Origin of the sequence: Pseudomonas sp. F3-2 (genome assembly GCF_038804275.1) — a bacterium.
Lineage (GTDB): Bacteria > Pseudomonadota > Gammaproteobacteria > Pseudomonadales > Pseudomonadaceae > Aquipseudomonas.
The window spans coordinates 638,448-658,119 of sequence record NZ_CP152388.1 but is presented as its reverse complement, the minus strand read 5'-3'; the positions used below and the strand labels follow the sequence as shown (position 1 = coordinate 658,119).

19 protein-coding genes are annotated in these 19,672 nt (G+C 61.4%); 7 read left to right on the top strand and 12 right to left on the bottom strand.

The annotated features are described in order from the left end of the window. Window positions 1-22: 22 nt before the first annotated feature. The 5 genes from mrdA to AAGQ88_RS02970 all read right to left on the bottom strand — a co-directional run bounded on the left by mrdA (window position 23) and on the right by AAGQ88_RS02970 (window position 4,843). On the bottom strand, window positions 23-1,924 hold the full coding sequence (mrdA, locus tag AAGQ88_RS02990; RefSeq protein ID WP_093469077.1) for a penicillin-binding protein 2: 1,902 nt from the start codon (window positions 1,922-1,924) through the stop codon (window positions 23-25). 31 nt (window positions 1,925-1,955) lie between these two features. Then, a complete protein-coding gene (rlmH, locus tag AAGQ88_RS02985; protein ID WP_093469074.1) occupies window positions 1,956-2,423 on the bottom strand; it encodes a 23S rRNA (pseudouridine(1915)-N(3))-methyltransferase RlmH in 468 nt (155 codons plus the stop codon). Between the two features lie 9 nt (window positions 2,424-2,432). Further along, a complete protein-coding gene (gene rsfS / locus AAGQ88_RS02980; protein WP_093469071.1) occupies window positions 2,433-2,825 on the bottom strand; it encodes a ribosome silencing factor in 393 nt (130 codons plus the stop codon). Window positions 2,826-2,841: 16 nt separating this feature from the next. Further along, on the bottom strand, window positions 2,842-3,468 hold the full coding sequence (gene nadD, locus AAGQ88_RS02975; RefSeq protein WP_093469298.1) for a nicotinate-nucleotide adenylyltransferase: 627 nt from the start codon (window positions 3,466-3,468) through the stop codon (window positions 2,842-2,844). Between the two features lie 100 nt (window positions 3,469-3,568). Then, a complete protein-coding gene (locus tag AAGQ88_RS02970) occupies window positions 3,569-4,843 on the bottom strand; it encodes a glutamate-5-semialdehyde dehydrogenase (RefSeq protein ID WP_093469069.1) in 1,275 nt (424 codons plus the stop codon). Between the two features lie 234 nt (window positions 4,844-5,077). Between AAGQ88_RS02970 and AAGQ88_RS02965 the strand changes: the two genes are divergently transcribed. Then, a complete protein-coding gene (locus AAGQ88_RS02965) occupies window positions 5,078-5,761 on the top strand; it encodes a DNA-3-methyladenine glycosylase (protein WP_285424297.1) in 684 nt (227 codons plus the stop codon). A 3-nt stretch (window positions 5,762-5,764) separates the two neighbouring features. After that, window positions 5,765-7,081: a bifunctional DedA family/phosphatase PAP2 family protein gene (locus tag AAGQ88_RS02960; protein ID WP_285424298.1), complete on the top strand. Its 1,317-nt coding sequence runs from the start codon at window positions 5,765-5,767 to the stop codon at window positions 7,079-7,081. Between the two features lie 30 nt (window positions 7,082-7,111). Here the strand turns inward: AAGQ88_RS02960 and AAGQ88_RS02955 are convergent, their stop codons facing one another. From AAGQ88_RS02955 to AAGQ88_RS02945, 3 genes are read right to left on the bottom strand one after another with little or no spacing between them, the layout of a single operon-like run. Next, window positions 7,112-7,702: an LON peptidase substrate-binding domain-containing protein gene (locus AAGQ88_RS02955; protein WP_342654399.1), complete on the bottom strand. Its 591-nt coding sequence runs from the start codon at window positions 7,700-7,702 to the stop codon at window positions 7,112-7,114. 10 nt (window positions 7,703-7,712) lie between these two features. Continuing rightward, on the bottom strand, window positions 7,713-8,429 hold the full coding sequence (locus AAGQ88_RS02950) for an LrgB family protein (RefSeq protein ID WP_342654398.1): 717 nt from the start codon (window positions 8,427-8,429) through the stop codon (window positions 7,713-7,715). Beyond that, window positions 8,426-8,788, bottom strand: a complete 363-nt coding sequence (locus AAGQ88_RS02945) for a CidA/LrgA family protein (RefSeq protein WP_093469056.1) — start codon at window positions 8,786-8,788, stop codon at window positions 8,426-8,428. The genes AAGQ88_RS02950 and AAGQ88_RS02945 overlap by 4 nt, the downstream gene beginning before the upstream one ends. Before the next feature lie 260 nt (window positions 8,789-9,048). Between AAGQ88_RS02945 and AAGQ88_RS02940 the strand changes: the two genes are divergently transcribed. The 3 genes from AAGQ88_RS02940 to AAGQ88_RS02930 all read left to right on the top strand — a co-directional run bounded on the left by AAGQ88_RS02940 (window position 9,049) and on the right by AAGQ88_RS02930 (window position 12,216). Then, window positions 9,049-9,504, top strand: coding sequence for a MaoC family dehydratase (locus tag AAGQ88_RS02940; protein ID WP_342654397.1), 456 nt, complete (start codon window positions 9,049-9,051; stop codon window positions 9,502-9,504). 139 nt (window positions 9,505-9,643) lie between these two features. Beyond that, on the top strand, window positions 9,644-11,338 hold the full coding sequence (locus AAGQ88_RS02935; protein WP_342654396.1) for a C13 family peptidase: 1,695 nt from the start codon (window positions 9,644-9,646) through the stop codon (window positions 11,336-11,338). 236 nt (window positions 11,339-11,574) lie between these two features. After that, on the top strand, window positions 11,575-12,216 hold the full coding sequence (locus AAGQ88_RS02930) for an oxidoreductase (protein ID WP_342654395.1): 642 nt from the start codon (window positions 11,575-11,577) through the stop codon (window positions 12,214-12,216). Window positions 12,217-12,320: 104 nt separating this feature from the next. Here the strand turns inward: AAGQ88_RS02930 and AAGQ88_RS02925 are convergent, their stop codons facing one another. The 4 genes from AAGQ88_RS02925 to AAGQ88_RS02910 form a co-directional block, all read right to left on the bottom strand. Beyond that, window positions 12,321-12,611, bottom strand: coding sequence for a YceK/YidQ family lipoprotein (locus tag AAGQ88_RS02925; RefSeq protein ID WP_093469044.1), 291 nt, complete (start codon window positions 12,609-12,611; stop codon window positions 12,321-12,323). After that, entirely contained in the window at window positions 12,604-13,233 is a 630-nt protein-coding gene (gene ubiX, locus AAGQ88_RS02920; protein WP_110947841.1) for a flavin prenyltransferase UbiX, read from the bottom strand. The genes AAGQ88_RS02925 and ubiX overlap by 8 nt, the downstream gene beginning before the upstream one ends. After that, window positions 13,230-14,579, bottom strand: coding sequence for a UDP-N-acetylmuramate:L-alanyl-gamma-D-glutamyl-meso-diaminopimelate ligase (mpl, locus tag AAGQ88_RS02915; RefSeq protein ID WP_093469038.1), 1,350 nt, complete (start codon window positions 14,577-14,579; stop codon window positions 13,230-13,232). Before mpl ends, ubiX begins: the two co-directional genes overlap by 4 nt. Before the next feature lie 631 nt (window positions 14,580-15,210). Continuing rightward, window positions 15,211-17,142: a sigma-54-dependent Fis family transcriptional regulator gene (locus tag AAGQ88_RS02910; protein WP_342654394.1), complete on the bottom strand. Its 1,932-nt coding sequence runs from the start codon at window positions 17,140-17,142 to the stop codon at window positions 15,211-15,213. Between the two features lie 301 nt (window positions 17,143-17,443). Between AAGQ88_RS02910 and AAGQ88_RS02905 the strand changes: the two genes are divergently transcribed. Both AAGQ88_RS02905 and AAGQ88_RS02900 read left to right on the top strand, forming a co-directional pair. Beyond that, window positions 17,444-18,964 carry an aldehyde dehydrogenase family protein gene (locus AAGQ88_RS02905; protein WP_093469032.1) on the top strand — a complete coding sequence of 507 codons (1,521 nt, stop codon included), beginning with the start codon at window positions 17,444-17,446 and terminating at the stop codon, window positions 18,962-18,964. Between the two features lie 207 nt (window positions 18,965-19,171). Next, window positions 19,172-19,624, top strand: coding sequence for a GNAT family N-acetyltransferase (locus tag AAGQ88_RS02900; RefSeq protein WP_093469029.1), 453 nt, complete (start codon window positions 19,172-19,174; stop codon window positions 19,622-19,624). Window positions 19,625-19,672 lie beyond the last annotated feature (48 nt).

Genomic DNA, 19,672 nt, shown 5'->3' with positions numbered 1-19,672 from the left:
GCTGGAGAGGATGCGGTCGAAATTACTCTTCACGGGCCGCGGTCTCCGGAGGCAATGTATTACTGGCGTATTCGGGTTTCAGACGGCCATCCGGGCCCAGCAGCCAGGCGTCCATGACCTGACGCACGACAGGCGCTGCGGCACCGGAACCGGACTCGCCGTTCTCGATCATCACAGCCACCACGATTTTGGGGTTATCGGCCGGCGCGAAGCCGACGAACAAGGCGTGGTCGCGATGGCGCTCCTGCACTTTGGAGCGGTCGTACTTCTCGCCTTGGCGAATGGCCACGACCTGTGCGGTACCGCTCTTTCCTGCAATTCGGTACTGAGCACCGATCGCTGCCTTGCGCGCCGTGCCGCGCGCGCCGTGCATCACCTGCTGCATGCCGTGATTGACCTTGCCCCAGTCGGACGGGTCGCGCAGCACGATGTCCGGCATCGGGTTTTCGTCCACCGGCTTTTGTCCTTCGATGGTCCGGGCCAGATGCGGCCGGTTCCACTTGCCCTTGTTCGCCACCAGCGCAGTGGCCTGAGCCAGTTGCAAAGGCGTGGCCTGCATGTAGCCCTGGCCGATGCCGAGGATGAGGGTTTCACCCGGGAACCACGCCTGACGCCGGGTAATGCGCTTCCAGTCGCGGGAAGGCATCAGGCCGGGAGACTCTTCGAACATGTCCAGCGACACTTTCTGCCCAATGCCGAACTTGTTCAGATAGGAAGACAGCCGATCAATGCCGACCTTGTGCGCCAGGTCGTAGAAGTAGGTGTCGTTGGAACGCATGATCGCGGTGTCCAGGTCGACCCAGCCATCGCCGGTGCGGTTCCAGTTACGGTATTTGTGATCGTAGTTCGGCAGCATGTAATAGCCGGGGTCGAACACGCGGGTGCTGGCCGTCACGACACCGGTGTCCAGACCGGCAATCGCCACCGCAGGCTTGATGGTCGAGCCCGGCGGATACAAACCTCGCAGAATACGGTTGAACAGCGGCCGATCGACCGAGTCACGCAGCTCGGAATAGGCCTTGAAGCTGATACCGGTCACGAACAGATTGGGGTCGAAACTCGGCTGACTGACCATCGCCAGCACTTCGCCGGTGTTCGGGTCCAGGGCGACCACCGCGCCACGGCGTCCGCCCAGCGCGACCTCGGCGGCCTCCTGCAACTGGATATCGAGGCTCAGAACGATGTCTTTGCCCGGCACCGGGTCAGTACGCTTCAACACGCGCAAAACACGCCCGCGGGCGTTGGTCTCGACCTCTTCGTAGCCGACCTGACCATGCAGCTCAGGCTCGTAGAAGCGCTCGATGCCGGTCTTGCCCATGTGATGGGTGCCGCTGTAATTCACGGGATCGAGGCTTTTCAGCTCTTTCTCGTTGATTCGCCCCATGTAGCCCACGGAGTGCGCAAAATGCGCGCCCTGCGGGTAATGGCGAATCAGTTGCGCCACCACTTCAACGCCGGGCAGGCGGAACTGGTTGACGGCGATCCGGGCGATCTGCTCCTCGGTCAGCTCGAACAGGATCGGCACCGGTTCAAACGGGCGACGCCCTTGTTTCATGCGTTTTTCGAAGATGATCCGGTCATCAGGCGTCAGCTCGAGCACTTCGATGATCGTATCGAGCACCTGGGCCCAGTCGCCGCCCGAACGTTCGCGGGTCATGCTCAGGTTGAAGCTGGGCCGGTTGTCGGCGATCACCACGCCGTTACGATCGAAGATCAGCCCGCGACTCGGCGGAATCGGCTGCACGTGGACGCGGTTGTTCTCCGAGAGGGTCGAGTGATAGTCGTACTGGATGACCTGCAGGAAGTACAACCGCGCCACCAACACGCAGATCAGCACGATCACCGCGACTGCGCCGACCACGACGCGGCTGCGCACCAGGCGTGCGTCCTTTTCGTGGTCTTTCAGGCGAATCGGCTGAGACATTTAGGGCGTGTTCACAGTGAAGGCAGCAGCGCTACTTGTGATAAGGGTGACCGGACAACACTGTCCAGGCACGATAAATCTGTTCGCCGATGAGAATGCGCACCAGCGGGTGCGGCAACGTCAACGGCGACAACGACCAACGCTGCTCGGCACGGGCACAGACTTCCGGCGCGAGCCCTTCGGGACCGCCAACCATCAGATTCACGGTTCGCGAATCCAGACGCCAGCGATCGAGCTCGCCCGCCAGTTGCTCGGTGCTCCATGGTTTGCCCTGCACTTCAAGCGTGACGATCCGCTCGCCCGGCTGCACTTTCGCCAGCATGGCCTCGCCTTCCTGACGAATCAGGCGTGCCACGTCGGCGTTCTTGCCACGGGTGTTGAGCGGAATCTCTACCAGTTCCAGCGCCAGTTCGGATGGCAGACGCTTGGCATACTCATGCCAACCCTCTTCCACCCACTTGGGCATGCGTGAACCGACAGCAATCAGACGCAGACGCACAATGAGCCCTTATTCATTGCCCGGGGTGTGATGGGCACCGCTGGCGGCACGGCTCTGCTCGGCGCCTTGCCACAGACGCTCCAGATCGTAGAACTGGCGAGCGGCGGCGGTCATCATGTGCACGATCACGTCGCCCAGGTCCAGCAGGACCCAGTCGCTTTCGCCTTTGCCTTCTTCGCCCAGCGGCTGTGCGCCCTTGGCTTTGACGTTTTCGCGGACCTTGTCCAGCATCGCGTTGATCTGACGGTTGGACGTACCGGTGGCGATCACCATGTAGTCGGTGAGGCTGTGCTTGTCCTTGACGTCGATGACCAGGATGTCCTGTGCCTTGACGTCTTCCAGAGCAGCCTTGGTCAGTTCAACCAGCTCTTCGCCGGATACGGATTGTTTTTGCTTTGTCATAAAAAACTCATTCAGTTCAATTGGGCGCACGGTACAGTCCGTGCGCCTCGATGTAGGCCAGTACCGCGTCTGGCACCAGAAAACGTACCGACTTACCGCTGGCCAGCAGTTGGCGGATCTGGGTGGCAGACACCGAAAGCGGCGTCTGCCAGACGAATGTAATGTGTCCGCCAGGCCCTTTCAGGGCCTTCGGATCGCTGACCGCGCGTGCCGCCAGCAGGTTACGCATGGCGTCCGGCGACTCGCTGTCGGCGTCCGGGCGTTGCAGCACCACGATATGGCAGTGCTCCAGCAACTCTTCCCAACGATGCCAGGTGGGCAGGCCGCAAAAGGCATCCCAACCCAGCAACAAAAACAGCTGGTCATCGGCGGACAGCTCAGCCCGCATCGATTCCAGCGTGTCGATGGTGTAAGACGGCTTGTCGCGCAACAGCTCGCGATCATCCACCGTCAAGGGCGGCACGCCTTCCACCGCGCAACTGACCATCGCCAGACGGTCTTGCGCAGAGACACTAGGCGTGTCGCGATGAGGCGGCCTGGCGCTGGGCGTCAGACGCAACTCATCGAGTTCAAGCAACGCGGCGACTTCAAGCGCGCCGCGCAAATGGCCGATGTGCACCGGATCGAACGTGCCACCCAGCATGCCGATGCGTTTCGGCTTGCCACTGGCCCGAGCCGTGTCGCTGGCTGGCTGGGCAACAGCACCCGCACCATTGCCCGGGCGCTGACCGATATCGGCCAAGTCAGGCTGGCCCCTGTCCGCGCAACTGGCGACCATCGCCAATGACGACGTATTTCTCGCACGTCAGGCCCTCGAGCCCGACCGGACCGCGCGCATGAATCTTGTCGGTGGAAATCCCGATTTCAGCCCCCAGGCCGTACTCGAATCCGTCGGCGAAGCTGGTGGGCGCATTGATCATGACCGAGCTCGAGTCGACTTCAGCCATGAAGCGGCGTGTCTGGCTCTGCGAATCGGAGACGATGGCGTCGCTGTGATGCGAGCCGTAATGGTTGATGTGCTCGATCGCCTGATCCAGACCGGTCACGACGCGGATCGACAGGATCGGCGCCAGATATTCGGTGTGCCAGTCTTCTTCGGTGGCGGCAACGGCATCGATCAACTGACGGGTGCGCTCGCAGCCACGCAGTTCGACGCCTTTCTCGCGGAACTGGGCGGCCATCTGAGGCAGGAAGTCAGACGCAATGGCCTGATCCACCAGCAGCGTTTCCATGGCACCGCAAATGCCATAGCGATAAGTCTTGGCGTTGAAAGCGATGCGTTGAGCGGCAGCGAGGTCGGCGTGGGCACTGACATACACGTGGCAGATGCCGTCCAGATGCTTGATCACCGGTACCCGGGCATCGCGACTGACGCGCTCGATCAGGCCTTTGCCACCCCGTGGAACGATGACGTCGACGTACTCAGGCATGGTGATCAACGCGCCGACGGCCGCACGGTCGGTGGTCTCGACCACCTGGACGACCGCTGCGGGCAGGTCAGCTTCGGCCAGGCCGCGCTGAATGCAGGCAGCGATGGCCCGGTTGGAGTTGATGGCTTCGGAACCGCCGCGCAGGATGGTCGCGTTTCCCGATTTCAGGCAAAGACTGGCCGCATCGATGGTCACGTTCGGACGCGACTCGTAGATGATCCCCACCACGCCCAGCGGTACGCGCATCTTGCCAACCTGAATACCGGACGGCTGGAAGTTCATGTCACGGATGGTGCCCACTGGATCCGGCAGACCGGCAACCTGGCGCAGACCGGCGATCATGCTGTCGATACGCGCCGGGGTCAGGGCCAGACGCTCGAGCAGTGCCGGCTCCAGACCATTCGCACGGCCGGCGGCAAGATCCTGCTCGTTGGCGGCAGTCAGCTCGTCCCGGGCGGCATCCAGCGCCGCAGCAGTCGCAGCCAGCGCGCGGTTTTTCTGCGCGGTACTGGCGCGACCGATCACGCGCGAGGCGTCACGGGCGGCGCGACCCAGGCGGGTCATGTAGTCAAGAACGGACTCAGTCATGGTCTCAGAGGTCTTGGCAGAGAGGAAAGCGGCCGATTATAGCTGCCGGGCGGGCTGAACGACAGCGGCGACAGGCGGATGGTCGATATAAGCCGGATTTGCTGGACGAAACCGTGAAATCAAGCTCAGCCGCCAGCCTGCGTTCACATTTAGTGCCGTTCCCGCCGCGCCCATTCAGCTGCAATTAAGCGCGACATTGCTATCATCACCGCTCATTCCAAGATCATGCATGCGATGCCACGACAGACCCCGCGCGCCTTGCCCGACAGCTTCTTCCACCGCGATGCCCAGACGCTTGCCCGCGATCTGCTGGGCAAGGTCATCCGCCATAAGGTCGGTGAGCTATGGCTATCGGCGCGCATCATAGAGACCGAGGCCTATTACGTCTCGGAAAAAGGCAGCCATGCGTCCCTTGGCTACACAGAAAAACGTAAGGCTTTGTTTCTGGATGGCGGACACATTTATATGTACTACGCCCGTGGCGGAGATTCGCTGAATTTCAGTGCCGAAGGACCGGGCAATGCGGTACTGATCAAATCCGCTTATCCCTGGGTCGATGCCTTCTCTGATGAAAACAGCCTGGCGCAGATGCAACTGAATAATCCCGACGCCAGCGGTCAACTGCGCACGCCGCAGCGGCTGTGCGCCGGGCAGACACTGCTGTGCAAGGCGCTCGGGCTGAAGGTCCCGATGTGGGATGCCAAGCGTTTCGATGAAGAGCAGTTGTTTGTCGAAGACGTGGGCCAGCAACCATCGCGGATCATTCAAACCACGCGCCTGGGCATCCCGACCGGGCGCGATGAACACCTGATGTACCGGTTCGTCGACGCCGATTACGCGCGGTTCTGCACACGGAACCCTGTCAGACGCGGGCAAGTCGAAGGCCGCGATTACCTTTTCATCGAGCAAGGAAACTGACCCATGGGTGCATGGCTCGACAGCGTTACCTCCTGGCTGAGCGCCAACCCGTCCTGGCTTGGCGCCGCCATTTTTCTGATCGCCTTCGTCGAGTGCCTGGCCATCGCCGGCATCATCGTGCCCGGCACTGTCGCACTGTTCGCGGTGGCAGCACTGGCCGGCAGCGGCATCCTGGAGTTGAGCGAAGCGTTGCTGCTAGGTTTCCTGGGCGGTTTGCTGGGAGACTTCGTGTCTTATTTCCTGGGCCGCCGTTTCCATCAGAACATCCGCCGCCTGCCGGGCCTGCGCCATCATCCGGAGTGGATCGGCGGCGCCGAGGCCTACTTTCAACGTTATGGCATCGCCAGCCTGCTGGTCGGGCGCTTCATCGGTCCGTTGCGGCCCATGCTGCCGATGGTCGCCGGCATGTTCGACATGCCGTTGGTGCGCTTCGCCGGGGTCAGCCTGATTGCGGCCGCCGGCTGGTCGGTGGCGTACATTCTTCCGGGCTGGGCGACCGGCGCGGCGATCCGCCTGCCGCTGCCGGAAAACTTCTGGCCGCAGGCAGCAGTGGTCGGTGTCGCACTGGCGATCCTGCTCGGCATCGCCGTTCAGAGCAGCACACGCCAGAAGCGTTATGCGACCAGACTGATCGCCGCGACATGCTTCGTTCTGTTAGGAGCCGTGTTTCTTGGCTGGCCGTATCTGGCGGATTTCGATCAGGGTCTGATGACCGTCGTTCAGGCGAGCCGAAGCGAAGCGGCGGAAAATTACGCCGTGATGATCACCGGCCTGGGGGATTTCCGGACCCAGTTCTGTGCCGCTGCGTTGCTGGCGATTCTGTTGCTGCTCACTCGCCAATACCGGCACGCGATCTTTGCCGTAGGAACTACGCTGGGCGCCGCGGTCGTCAACCAGAGCATGAAATACACCTTCGCCCGCGCCCGCCCGGAAGTGCTGGCCGAGCCGTTGACCACTTACAGCATGCCCAGCGGACATGCATCCGCCTCGTTTGCCTTGTTCATGACGCTGGCCGTACTGGCTGGGCGCGGGCAGCCGGTGCGACTGCGCCTGACCTGGCTGTTACTGGGGGGAATTCCGGCGCTGGCCATCGCGATGTCCCGGGTGTATCTGGGCGTTCACTGGCCGACCGACGTGCTGGCCGGCATGATGCTGGCGTTCTTCACGTGCTCGGCGAGCCTGGCGTTCGTGCAGAACAAGCAATCACTGCCGGCGCTGCCGATTCGCGTCTGGTGGTTGATCCTGCCTGCGACGGTGGCTCTGTTGGGCGGATTTGCCCTGCACTCGTTCGGGCACGGCCTGATTCGCTATCAGTATTGAGGCCGCGCCCTTTGGCCGGCGTCGGGCGTGTCAGGCCTGCATGTCGCCCTGCATCTCGTCGAGCAGATCCTGAATGGCGTCGAGGCGTTCTTCGGCGTCGTCTATTTCCAGCAGTTCGATCTTGTCTTCCTCCGCGAACGGCAGCAGATAGGCCAACTGATTGGCCAGCGACTGTTGCCCACTGGCCGTCAGCCCCATGTTCAACGCCGCCACCATCGGGTGCTCGGCCAGGGCCGCCAGAAGTGCCACGAGGTCATCGTCCTCTTCCTGAAGCGGCTGCTCCTGCGGATCTTCCAGCCATTCAACCTCGGCCAGCAACAGGTTGTCACGTTGCGTTTCTGCGTCGATCACCCGAAAGCGCCGCCCGCCGACCACCCGAATACCCAACAGGCCGTTGTCCTGCTGCTGGAAATCAGTGACCAGTGCCTCGCAACCGATCTGCGAGAACCCGTCAGGAACGTCACCCACCTCGCTGCCTTCAGTGATGCAGACCACACCGAACCCTTCGCCCTGTTTCATGCAGCGGCCAATCATGTCCAGATAGCGTGCCTCGAAAATCTGAAGATCCAGCACACACCCCGGAAACAGCACAGCGTTCAGCGGAAACAACGGCAACGACATAAACCCACCCTCAAGCAACCAGAGACACCGCCAACGGCAAAAACAGCGCCGTGGCGACACCCATCAGACTCATCGCCAGCGCCGCGAAGGCGCCGCATTCATCACCTTCCTGCAAAGCCGCCGAGGTACCCACTGCGTGCGCCGTCAGCCCCAGCGCCATGCCGCGAGCTTCCGAACTCTGCACGCCCGCCAGGGTCAGCAGACCGGGCCCGAATATGCCGCCGATGACGCCGGTGATCAACACAAAAACCGCTGCCAGCGCTGCAACACCACCGATCTGTTCAGCGACCAGCATGGCAATCGGTGAGGTCACTGACTTGGGCGCCATCGTCATCAGGATCATGTGGTCGGCGCCCAACAGCCAGCCGAGCGCGACACATGACCCGGTTGCCAGCACGCCGCCAATCACCAGCGTAGTCAAGACCGGCCAGAACAACTGACGAATACGCCGCAGATTCAGATAAAGCGGCACTGCCAGCGCAACTGTCGCGGGCCCGAGCAGGATGCTGAGAATGTCGGTGCTTTTACGGTATTCGACGTAGGTCAGCCCGCAACTCACCAGCACGACAATGACCACGACCATCGACACCAGCACCGGTTGCAGGAATACCCACCGGGTTTTCTCATAACCGGCGAGCACAAACTGATAGGCGCCCAAGGTGATCGCAATGCCGAACAGCGGATGATGGATCACCGAAAGCCATGCGCCTTGCCAATCCAGACTCATGACGGCTCCCGGCGGCTGGACTGGCGATCGATGAGTTTCTGCATCAGCCAGCCCGCAAAGGTGAGCGAGATCATCAGTGACAGCACCAGCGAGCCTACAATGGCCCAGAAGTCATCGGCGATCTGGTCGGCATAAACCATCACGCCGACGGCAGGCGGCACCAGCAACAGCGGCAGATAACGCAGCAGACTGCTGGCGGCCAGGCTGATGGGTTCGCTGACTTCGCCCCTGATCATCAGGTAAATCATCAGCAGCACCAGGCCGATGATCGGCCCCGGCAGTATCGACAGAAACAAATGATTCAGCGCCGTTCCCACTAATTGGAACAGCACAAGCCAGGTCAGGCCTCGTAGCAACATACAGAACTCCACAAATTCGCGGCGACATTATAAGCATGCAGTTTCGTCAGCTATGGCTCGGCATTCGCAAACCTTGGGATTCTTGACCACAGCCCTGCGGCGTGCTGATCTTCATCGCGTCAGGCGATGATGATGCGCAAGCGCGCCGACCGAAGAGGCGCCAGACGCCGCCACAGAGCCAAGCAATAAAAGAGCCTATAGCCGCAGAAACCGGAAAACACAAAACCGCAGGACGTCAACGTTTCACAAGGAGAGTAACGATGCCCTATGTACCCGTCGCAGAACTCAAGAGCTATGAAGGCAAGGAACTGGGAAGTTCCGAGTGGCTGCTCATCGATCAGGAACGAATCAATCTGTTCGCCGAGGCAACCGGCGATTTCCAATTCATTCACGTCGACCCGGTCAAGGCCGCGCAGACACCCTTTGGCTCGACCATCGCCCACGGCTTCCTGTCGCTGTCGCTGATCCCCAAGTTGATGGAATCGCTGCTGGTGCTGCCGGAAGGCTTGAAAATGGTGGTCAATTACGGCCTGGACAGCGTGCGCTTCGTCCAGCCCGTCAAGGTCGATTCGCGCGTTCGTCTAAAAGTTGCGCTGACCGAAGTCACCGAAAAGAAGCCCGGGCAATGGTTGCTCAAAACGACGGCAACGCTTGAAATCGAGGGTCAGGACAAGCCCGCCTTCGTCGCAGAACCCCTGTCACTCTGCTTCGTGTAAATTTCTCAAAACGTGAAACAGTCGTAACAGACTGTTTCACCACGCTTACTGGCTGCGGCATACTCGCTGCGGCTGTGTGAGCGACTCGACACAAGTACGCGATCTGATCACGCCGACATATTTATTTGCGGGATTTACCATGCGCGCGCTTGCCCCTCTGGCCCTGACCCTTCTGCTTACCGCCTGCGGTGACGGCGAATCGCTGTTGCCTCCCGACGCTCGCCTGCCCGACGGCGGTCGTTATCGAGGCGACATCGTCAACGGCATGTTGCAGGGCGAGGGTCGTATCGATTACCCGAACGGCAGTTGGTACGCGGGTGCGTTCAAGAACGGTCAGTGGGATGGCCAGGGCGAATGGCATGCCAGCAATGGCGACGTGTATCGCGGCGGGTTCCAGAACGGACTGTTTCAGGGGCAAGGGGCGCTCACCACCAGCGCTGGCAGTTATGTTGGCGGCTACAAACTGGGGCGACGTGACGGCGAAGGCACGCTCAAAGAGCACGGCATGAGTTATCGCGGCGAATTCAAGGCCGATCAGTACGATGGCCTCGGCCACCTGGAACTGGACGACGGCAGCCAGTATCAAGGCCAGTTCGCGCAGGGCAAGCCCAACGGTGAGGGCCAGCGCAGCGATGCGGCAGGCAACCAGTTCAGCGGCAAGTTCGTCGACGGCCAGCTCGAAGGCACCGGCAATTTCAACAGCGCTGACGGTGATCAGTATGTCGGCGGCTTCCACAACAACCAGCTCAATGGCCGCGGGCGTTACGAAAACGCCGATGGCGATGTCTGGTCGGGGCAATTCAAGGACGGCGCCTTTACCGGCAAAGGCGAATTGATCGGTGCTGACGGCACCCGTTATCAGGGTCAGTTCCTGAACTGGCGGTTCGCTGGCGAAGGCCGTCTGCAGATGCCGGACGGCAGCACCTACGTCGGGCATTTTGAAAACGACAATTATCATGGCGCAGGCGTGCTGACGACCGCCGAGGGCGAGATTCAGAGCGGCACCTGGTCCAACGGCCAGCGCGTGCGCGACGCGTCGGGCAAGTTGTTGCCAGACCCGCTGGAGGTCGGCCTGCTCGCTCAGGGTCCGTTACTGGAGAAAGCGCTCGCCGCAGTGCCTGCCTCGACGCCGGCCATCGAACTCTACAGCCTGGTCGTCGGCGGCGATGGCAAGCAGAGCGTGTTTCTGCGCGAGGCGGACTTCGTCAACAAATTGCTCGCCACGCGCTTCGGCGCATTCGGTCAGGTGTCGCTGGTGAACCATCGCGATCACATGACGGATCGACCGCTGGCCACACGCGAGAACATCAACCGCGCCGTCCAGACGCTGGCCAGACGCAGTGGTCCGGAAGACCTGATTTTCATCTACCTCACCAGCCACGGCACACACGAGCATGAGCTGGTGCTGGACCAGCCGCGCCTAGAGCTCTCGGACCTTCCGGCCAAGGAGATGTCGGGCGTGCTCGCGCCGCTGAAGAATCGCGACAAAGTGGTGGTGATTTCTGCCTGTTACTCGGGCGGTTTCATCCCTGCGATCAAGGATGAGCACACGATGGTCATCACCGCTTCGCGGGAGGACCGGGTCTCGTTCGGCTGCTCGGAAGAGGCGGATTTCACTTACTTTGGCGAAGCACTTTTCGGCAAAGCACTGGCCGAGAGCGACGACCTGATTCAGGCCTTCAACGAAGCCAAAGCCATCGTTGCCCAGCGGGAAACCGACGAGAACTTCGAAGCCTCCGAGCCGCAGATCTGGGCGCCCAAAGCGGTCGTCACACGCTGGCAGCAGCTGCGCAAGAGCCAGGCAGAGCGGGCATTGAACACCGTCGTACGCTGACTGCGCGCTTGACCGGCCCCGCGACCTGCGTGGGCCGGCAATCAATACTCGGGCGCCTGCTGAATCGACCTTCGGCTTGCAAACGGCTCCCCACTGATCAGCAGACAAGCCTCGCCCCTGCGAGTCCGTGCCAGCGCCCAGATGAATATTTGAGCGCCGGGTGAAACCTGTCCGCTCGGCGCGCAGTCTGTTCCGATAGAGCGCCTATGCTTGTGACGTATCAAGGGAGAAAGACCATGTACTTGACGCCGCAACACATTTTGCTTGCCGGAGCGACTGGACTGACAGGCGAGCATTTGCTGGATCGCTTGCTCAACGAACCCACCGTCAGCCGTGTGCTGGCCCCCACTCGCCGTTCGCTGGCCGAACACCCGCACCTGGAAAACCCTGTCGGCGAGCTCATTTCACTGCTGCCCGAACTTGGAGGCCAGATCGATATCGCTTTCTGCTGCCTGGGCAGCACGATCAAGCAGGCGGGCTCGCAGGATGCCTTCCGTGCAATCGATCTGGACATGGTGGTGGCGTTCGGCAAGCGGGCCCGGGAGCTGGGCGCGCGTCATCTGGTGGTGATCAGCGCTGTGAATGCAGACCCCGAATCGAGCATTTTCTACAGCCGCGTCAAAGGCGAAATGGAAGAGGCGCTCAAGGACCAGAACTGGCCGCAACTGACCATCGCCCGGCCCTCGCTGCTGATCGGCGAGCGTGAGGACCAGCGGCTCGTCGAACAACTGGCAGCGCCCATCGCCAAGTTGATCCCGGGTAAATACGGCGGCATCGAGGCGTGTCAGCTGGCTCGCGCCCTTTGGCGCCTTGCGCTGGAAGAACAGGACGGAATTCGGGTCGTGGAGTCCGACGAGCTGCGGCGATTGGGCAAATAGCGACGCCCTGCTCGCGTATCGCCCTCAGAGCCGACACCTTTGTAGCGGATGAAAGAGTGTGCGCGAGCGGCGTCCCTGCTGCTGGCGATGACACTCACGGCCGCCTACATCCCGCCCGTTGCCTGAAACCCAACGCCCAGCGCAGTCAGGATCGACAGCGGCAACAGCACCGTGTCGAGCAGCGCGCTGCCGGGCAGATCGAGCATCGGGTATTTCGGCGCTTCTGCCCCGAAACGGTCCTTCTCGCAGCAGCCACCTTCAATCGCATACAGATCCAGCCGCGTGCCGGAATACACCACCGGAGCGCCCGGCTGATTGGCATCCAGCGTGCGCACGGTCGAGCAGCCCGTGGCGAGAACCAGCCCCAGCGTCAGGACAAAAAGCTTCTTATTCATCGGCGCCAAAATGGTGTTCGCCCCAACGGGGCAGCATGTCTTGAGGGATGTTCAACAGGTTGAGAATGCGCGCCACGACGAAGTCGACCAGATCGTCGATGGTCTGCGGCTGGTTGTAGAAACCGGGTGATGCGGGAAGTATCACCGCCCCCAGATTCGACAGCTTCAGCATGTTCTCCAGGTGAATGCTTGAGAACGGCGCCTCGCGCGGCACCAGAATCAACTGCCGGCGCTCCTTGAGCGTCACATCAGCGGCGCGCTCGATCAGGTTGTTACACGCGCCGGTGGCGATCGCCGACAAAGTGCCCGTCGAGCACGGCACGACAACCATCGCGCTCGGCGAACCTGAGCCGGAGGCTACCGGCGACATCCAGTCTTCCTTGCCGTAAACGCGGATCTGCCCGGCTTCAGCGCCGGTGTATTCGGTCAGAAACGCCTGCATCATCTGCGGCTTGGGCGGCAGCGTGACATCGGTTTCGGTGGCCATTACCAGTTGGGCGGCCTTGGAAATGAGAAAATGCACTTCGCGATCTTCCCGCACCAGACAATCCAGCAAGCGCAGACCGTATTGCGCGCCGGACGCGCCGGTCATCGCCAGCGTGATGCGTTCCGGCCCGCTCATTTCAACGCCTCGGCCAGCTTGCCATGCAGCCCGCCAAAGCCCCCGTTGCTCATGATGACCACGTGCGTGCCGGGCTGCGCCTGACTTTTCACCCGTTCGATGATGCCTTCGAGGGAATCGCATACCACTGCCGGGACCGTGCATTCGGCAGCCGTTGCGCCCAGATCCCAGCCCAGATTGGCCGGCGAGTACCAGACCACCTGATCCGCCTGCGCGACACTTTCCGGCAGTCCGTCACGATGCGCGCCGAGCTTCATCGAGTTGGAGCGCGGCTCCACGATTGCGATGATCGGTGAATCTCCGACTTTCTTGCGCAGGCCGTCCAGCGTGGTGGCGATCGCGGTCGGGTGATGGGCGAAGTCATCGTAAATGGTGATGCCGCGCACTTCGGCGACCTTTTCCATACGACGTTTCACGCTTTTGAAAGCACTCAGCGCCGCAACGCCTTGCTGCCCGACGACGCCCACGTGACGCGCCGCCGCGAGGGTCGCCAATGCGTTCGCCACGTTGTGCTGACCGGTCATGTCCCAGTCAACGACGCCCTGCGTCACGCCCTCGAACAGTACTTCGAATTTCGAGCCGTCTTCGCTCAGCAGTCTGGCCTGCCACTGACCGCCCTGCCCGGTGGTCTGCACCGGCGTCCAGCATCCCATCTGAATGACCCGTTGCAATGCAGGCTCGGTAGTGGGATGAATCACCAGGCCTTCGCTTGGAATGGTGCGCACCAAATGGTGAAACTGGCGTTCGATCGCAGGCAGATCGGGGAAGATGTCGGCATGATCGAACTCGAGGTTGTTCAGGATCGCGGTACGCGGGCCGTAATGCACGAACTTCGAGCGTTTGTCGAAGAAGGCGCTGTCGTATTCATCGGCCTCGACCACAAAAAACGGCGTGTCGCCCAGACGCGCAGACACCGCGAAGTTTTGCGGCACACCGCCGATCAGGAAGCCCGGGCTCATGCCAGCATGTTCCAGCACCCACGCCAGCATGCTGCTCGTGGTGGTCTTTCCGTGAGTGCCCGCAACCGCCAGCACCCAGCGACCGCGCAGCACGTGGTCAGCCAGCCATTGCGGACCGGAAACGTAAGGCAGCCCTTTGTTCAGGACGTACTCGACGGCCGGATTGCCTCGGGACATCGCATTGCCGACCACGACCAGATCAGGCGCCGGTTCCAGATGCGAAGGGTCGTACCCTTGCATCAACTCAATGCCTTGCGCCTGCAACTGCGTGCTCATCGGCGGATAGACGTTGGCATCGGAGCCGGTGACTTTGTGGCCCAGATCCTTGGCGAGAACCGCCAGCGATCCCATGAACGTGCCGCAGATACCCAGAATATGAATGTGCATGACCGACCTCTTAAAACGTTCGCGCAGGTTAGCGTAGAAGGCGGTGGATGCGCACGGGGGAATTGCGCAGAACGGCGGCTGCGCTTAAGGATGTCCGACGGGGGAATGCCTCGTAAGACCGCCTCTCGGGTGAACGCGTCACAGGACCGGCTTTAGCCGGGAAGGCGTCGGTTGGCTAACCGCAGAACTTATGGCGACCACACTGGCCTATTCCCGGCTGAAGCCGGTCCTACTGGCTGACCGCGACACGCTGCAAAATCACGGGTGAATGCCGGTCCTACTGGCTGACCGCCTCACGCAGCAATCCGTTGGGTGAACGCGTCGTAGGACCGGCTTTAGCCGGGAAGGCGTCGGGGGGCTCACCGCAGAACTGATGGCGACCACACCGGCCTCTTCCCGGCTGAAGCCGGTCCTACTGACTGACCGCGACGCGCTGCAAAATCGCGGGTAAACGCGTCCCACTGACTGCGTCACGCTGCAATATCGTGGGTGAATGCCGGGCCCTGCTGACTGACCGCGACACGCTGCAATATCGCGGGCGAGCCGTCGTAGGACCGGCTTTAGCCGGGAAGGCGTCGGGGGGCTCACCGCAGATTGGGACAATTCATACAAGCTTCATCCACCCAGGGCTTCAGCGGTTGATCCCATGTTTGCGCAGCTTTCTATAGAGCGTATTACGGCTCACCCCTAGCTCCCGGGCGGCATGGGTCATGTGCCAGCGCTGGGTTTCCAGAGTGGCGATGAGCGCTGCGCGTTCGGCGTCGTCCAGCGGCGAATCGCTGCGCTCTGGATCGGGCGTCATGCGCGCGAGGGTGGCCTGCGAAGCGGCCTGACGGACCAGCGCTGGCAGATCGGCCAAACGAATCAGATTGTCTTCGCACAGCGCCGCCAGCGTCCTCAACACGTTGCGCATCTGCCGCACATTGCCTGGCCAGTTGAAGGCCAGCAGCAAATCCCTCGCCTCAGGCTCGATCATGACGGCATCGCCGCCCGCTTCTTCTTTCAACAAGAAGTCCAGCAACTGCGCCTTGTCGCTGCGTGCTCGCAACGGGGGCAAACCGATTTCCAGGCCGTTGAGTCGATAGAAAAGGTCCTCACGAAAGCCGCCATCCTCCACACGTCCCAGCAGATTCCGGTGAGTCGCGCTGATGATTCGTACATCCACGGCGTGCGGCTCGCCACCAATCGGCACCACTAGCCGATCCTCCAGCACACGCAAGAAACGGGTTTGCAATGCCACCGGCATGTCACCGATTTCATCAAGGAACAACGTCCCACCATCGGCCTGCTGCAACTTGCCGCGCATGCCCTCCTTGCGCGCGCCCGTGAAACTGCCGCCGCGATACCCGAACAATTCGCTTTCGATCAGGGTTTCCGGAATCGCCGCGCAATTCAGGGCCACGAAAGGCTTAACGGCCCGCCGACTGGCGTAATGCACGGCTTTGGCGAACGCCTCTTTTCCCGAGCCGGTTTCACCGTTGATCAACAGCGGCACGTCGCGCTCGAACACCTTCAAGGCCCGACGAAAATCGGCTTGCAGCGAAGCGTCGCCCAGACACAAGCCGCCTGGTGGCGGAGGCACTGCAGGTTGGCTGACAACCGCTGTAGCAGGCGCTGTCATCTGCGGTCGCGATTGCCCACGCAGCATGGCGAAGAAGCCTCGACCGTCTCGCGTTCTCAGCGGCCAGCAGGTCGCCGCGTCAGCCGATGCCCGTGCCAGCAAGTCGCTCAGGGAGCAATCGAACAACGCCTCGACGGGGCGACCGATCAGTTCGCAGCGCCCCAGGCTCAGCAAATTCAGCGCGCTCTGGTTCACCGCGCTGATGCAACCCTCGCCGTCGAATGCCAGCAAGCCTTCGCTGAACAGCCCGACGGAGCCCGCCTGCAAATGAAAGCGCAGCAGCCATTGATCGTCGAAATGGCGCAGAAAGTAGCTGCTCTCAATCATTTTTGCCGACAGATTGACCAGCGCCATGGTGTGAAACTGGCTCTGGCGGGTGACATCGTGCCGCGCCGAAGACACGTCGAGGACCGCGAGCAGGTCGCCATGGGGGTCGAAGACCGGACTTGCCGAGCACGTCAGCCCGGTGTGCCGGCCGCGAAAATGTTCGTCGCGATGAATCGTCACGCACTGGCGCTCCACCAGACAGGTGCCGATACCGTTGGTGCCCTCGCGCGCCTCGCTCCAGTCAGCACCCAGCCACAGACCGGCTCGCTCGAAGATCCGCCTCTCGCCAGGCTCGGTGACGCAATTGAGGATGATCCCGCGCGCGTCGGTCAGCAGCACGGCATTACCGCCAGAGAGCTGCTGATGCAGGCTGTTCATTTCGCCACCGGCGATGTTCAGGACCTGCTGCAGACGCTCGCGGCTCTCAAGCACGCGGGCGTGTTCGAGCACCGTTGGCGCCATGGCCTGCGCCGGATCGAGGTGGTAATCCTCAAGGCATCGCAACCAGGAGCGGGCGATGGAAGGGTCGGCGCCAGGGCCGTAACGATGGTGGGCTTTACCCTGCGCAACGGTCAGGACTTGTTGCGCATGTCGAGCGAAATGGCGGCTGTGCATTGTTATTGTTCTTCCTAGGTTGTGGCTCTCCCGGGGAGTCGCAGACCAGCATCCTCTTCGTGCCCGGCCATTGCAATGCTTGCGCCGGAAGGCACCGCCAGACCGTTGCACATCCGGTACAAACTGTCACATGCGCTGTATCAAGGGCGGGGCAAGCCGGCCGGCCAGCGATCTGATTTCTTCAGTAAAACCCTTGTAAACAGGCGTCCGGACGGCGGTGGCCCGCGCTTTGCTCTACGCTTTGATCAAGCGCAGCAGCGCGTTATCCCCACACAATCACAAGAGCAAGGAGATATTCACCATGCGTTATGCCCATCCCGGTACTGAAGGCTCGCTCGTCACCTTCAAGACCCAGTACGGTAACTACATCGGTGGCGAATTCGTGCCTCCGGTCAAAGGCCAGTACTTCGAAAACACCTCGCCCATCACCGGCAAGCTGATCGCAACCTTCCCTCGCTCGACTGCCGAAGACATTGATAAAGCGCTGGATGCCGCCCACGCCGCGGCGGATGCCTGGGGCAAGACCTCCGTGCAGGAGCGCTCACTGACGTTGCTGAAAATTGCCGATCGCATCGAGCAAAACCTTGAGCTGCTGGCGATCACCGAAACCTGGGACAACGGCAAAGCGGTGCGCGAAACCCTCAACGCCGACATTCCGCTGGCCGTCGACCACTTCCGTTATTTCGCCGGTGTGCTGCGTGCCCAGGAAGGCACTGCCGCCGAGATCGACGGCAATACCGTGGCGTACCACATTCATGAACCGCTGGGCGTGGTCGGCCAGATCATCCCGTGGAACTTCCCGCTGTTGATGGCCGCCTGGAAACTTGCGCCGGCGCTGGCAGCCGGAAATTGCATCGTGCTCAAACCTGCCGAGCAAACGCCGCTGGGTATCAGCGTGTTGATGGAGTTGATTGGCGATCTGCTGCCCAAAGGCGTGCTGAACGTCGTTCAGGGTTACGGCCGCGAAGCCGGTGAAGCGCTGGCCAGCAGCAAGCGCATCGCCAAGATCGCCTTCACCGGATCCACGCCGGTGGGCTCGCACATCATGAAGCTGGCGGCCGACAGCATTATCCCGTCCACCGTCGAGCTAGGCGGCAAGTCGCCGAACATCTATTTCGAAGACGTGATGAACGCCGAACCCGAGTTCATCGATAAAGCCGCAGAAGGCGTGGTGCTGGCGTTTTTCAACCAGGGCGAAGTCTGCACATGCCCATCGCGTTGCCTGGTTCAGGAGTCGATTTACCCGCAATTCATGGAAGCGGTGATGAAGAAAGTCCTGAAAATCAAACGGGGCGACCCACTGGACACCGACACCATGGTGGGCGCTCAGGCGTCGCAACAGCAGTTCGACAAGATCCTCTCCTACCTGGACATTGCCCAGGGCGAAGGCGCCGAGCTGCTGACCGGCGGCAAGGTTGAAAAAATGGAAGGCTCGCTCGCGACCGGCTATTACATCCAGCCAACGCTGCTCAAAGGCAATAACCGCATGCGCGTGTTCCAGGAGGAAATATTCGGCCCGGTGGTCAGCGTCACGACCTTCAAGGATGAAGCGGAAGCCATCGCAATCGCCAACGACACCGAGTTCGGCCTCGGTGCGGGCGTGTGGACCCGCGACATCAACCGTGCCTACCGCGTAGGCCGAGCCATCAAGGCCGGTCGCGTGTGGACCAACTGCTATCACCTGTACCCGGCCCATGCCGCGTTTGGGGGTTACAAGAAATCCGGCGTCGGCCGCGAGACCCACAAAGTAGCGCTCGAACATTACCAACAGACCAAAAACCTGCTGGTGAGTTACGACACCAACCCGCTGGGTTTCTTTTGACAAAAAGCGGTTTCAGTGACCAGCCAACGGCCTCTTCGGAGGCCGTTTTCATTGCGTAAACACTCAGGTGCCGGCGCTGCACAGCCAGGGCGCCGTGACTTTGGATTGCGCTTTCTAAACCGCTTAGGCACAGTCGAAATCGTCTGTCCCCGTGCCAGGCGCGCCCTCCCCCTTTCATGCATTGCACAATGAAGCTGAGGCCCAACCATGCGGATCGTTCAAGCCACCCTGGAGCACCTGGACCTGTTGACACCGCTGTTCGTCAAATACCGCGAGTTTTACGGCGAGCTGCCTTTTCCTGACTCATCCCGCGCCTTTCTGGAAAAACGCTTGCGCCGCGAAGAGTCCGTGATCTATCTGGCCTTGCATGACGAAGACGACAGCAAGCTGCTGGGCTTCTGTCAGCTTTATCCCAGTTACTCGTCGCTGTCTCTGAAGCGCGTGTGGATCCTCAACGACATTTATGTCGCAGAAGACGCCCGTCGCCAGTTGGTGGCTGACCACCTGATCCAGAAAGCCAAGAAAATGGCCCGAGAAACCCAGGCCGTGCGCATGCGTGTCTCAACCAGCGCCAACAATGACGTGGCGCAGAAAGTGTACGAATCCATCGGGTTTCGTGAGGACACTCAGTTCAAGAACTACGTCCTGCCGATCAACTGAACAACACACACTTCCGGTGCAGGAGCGCGCTTGTCCGCGATGACGTCG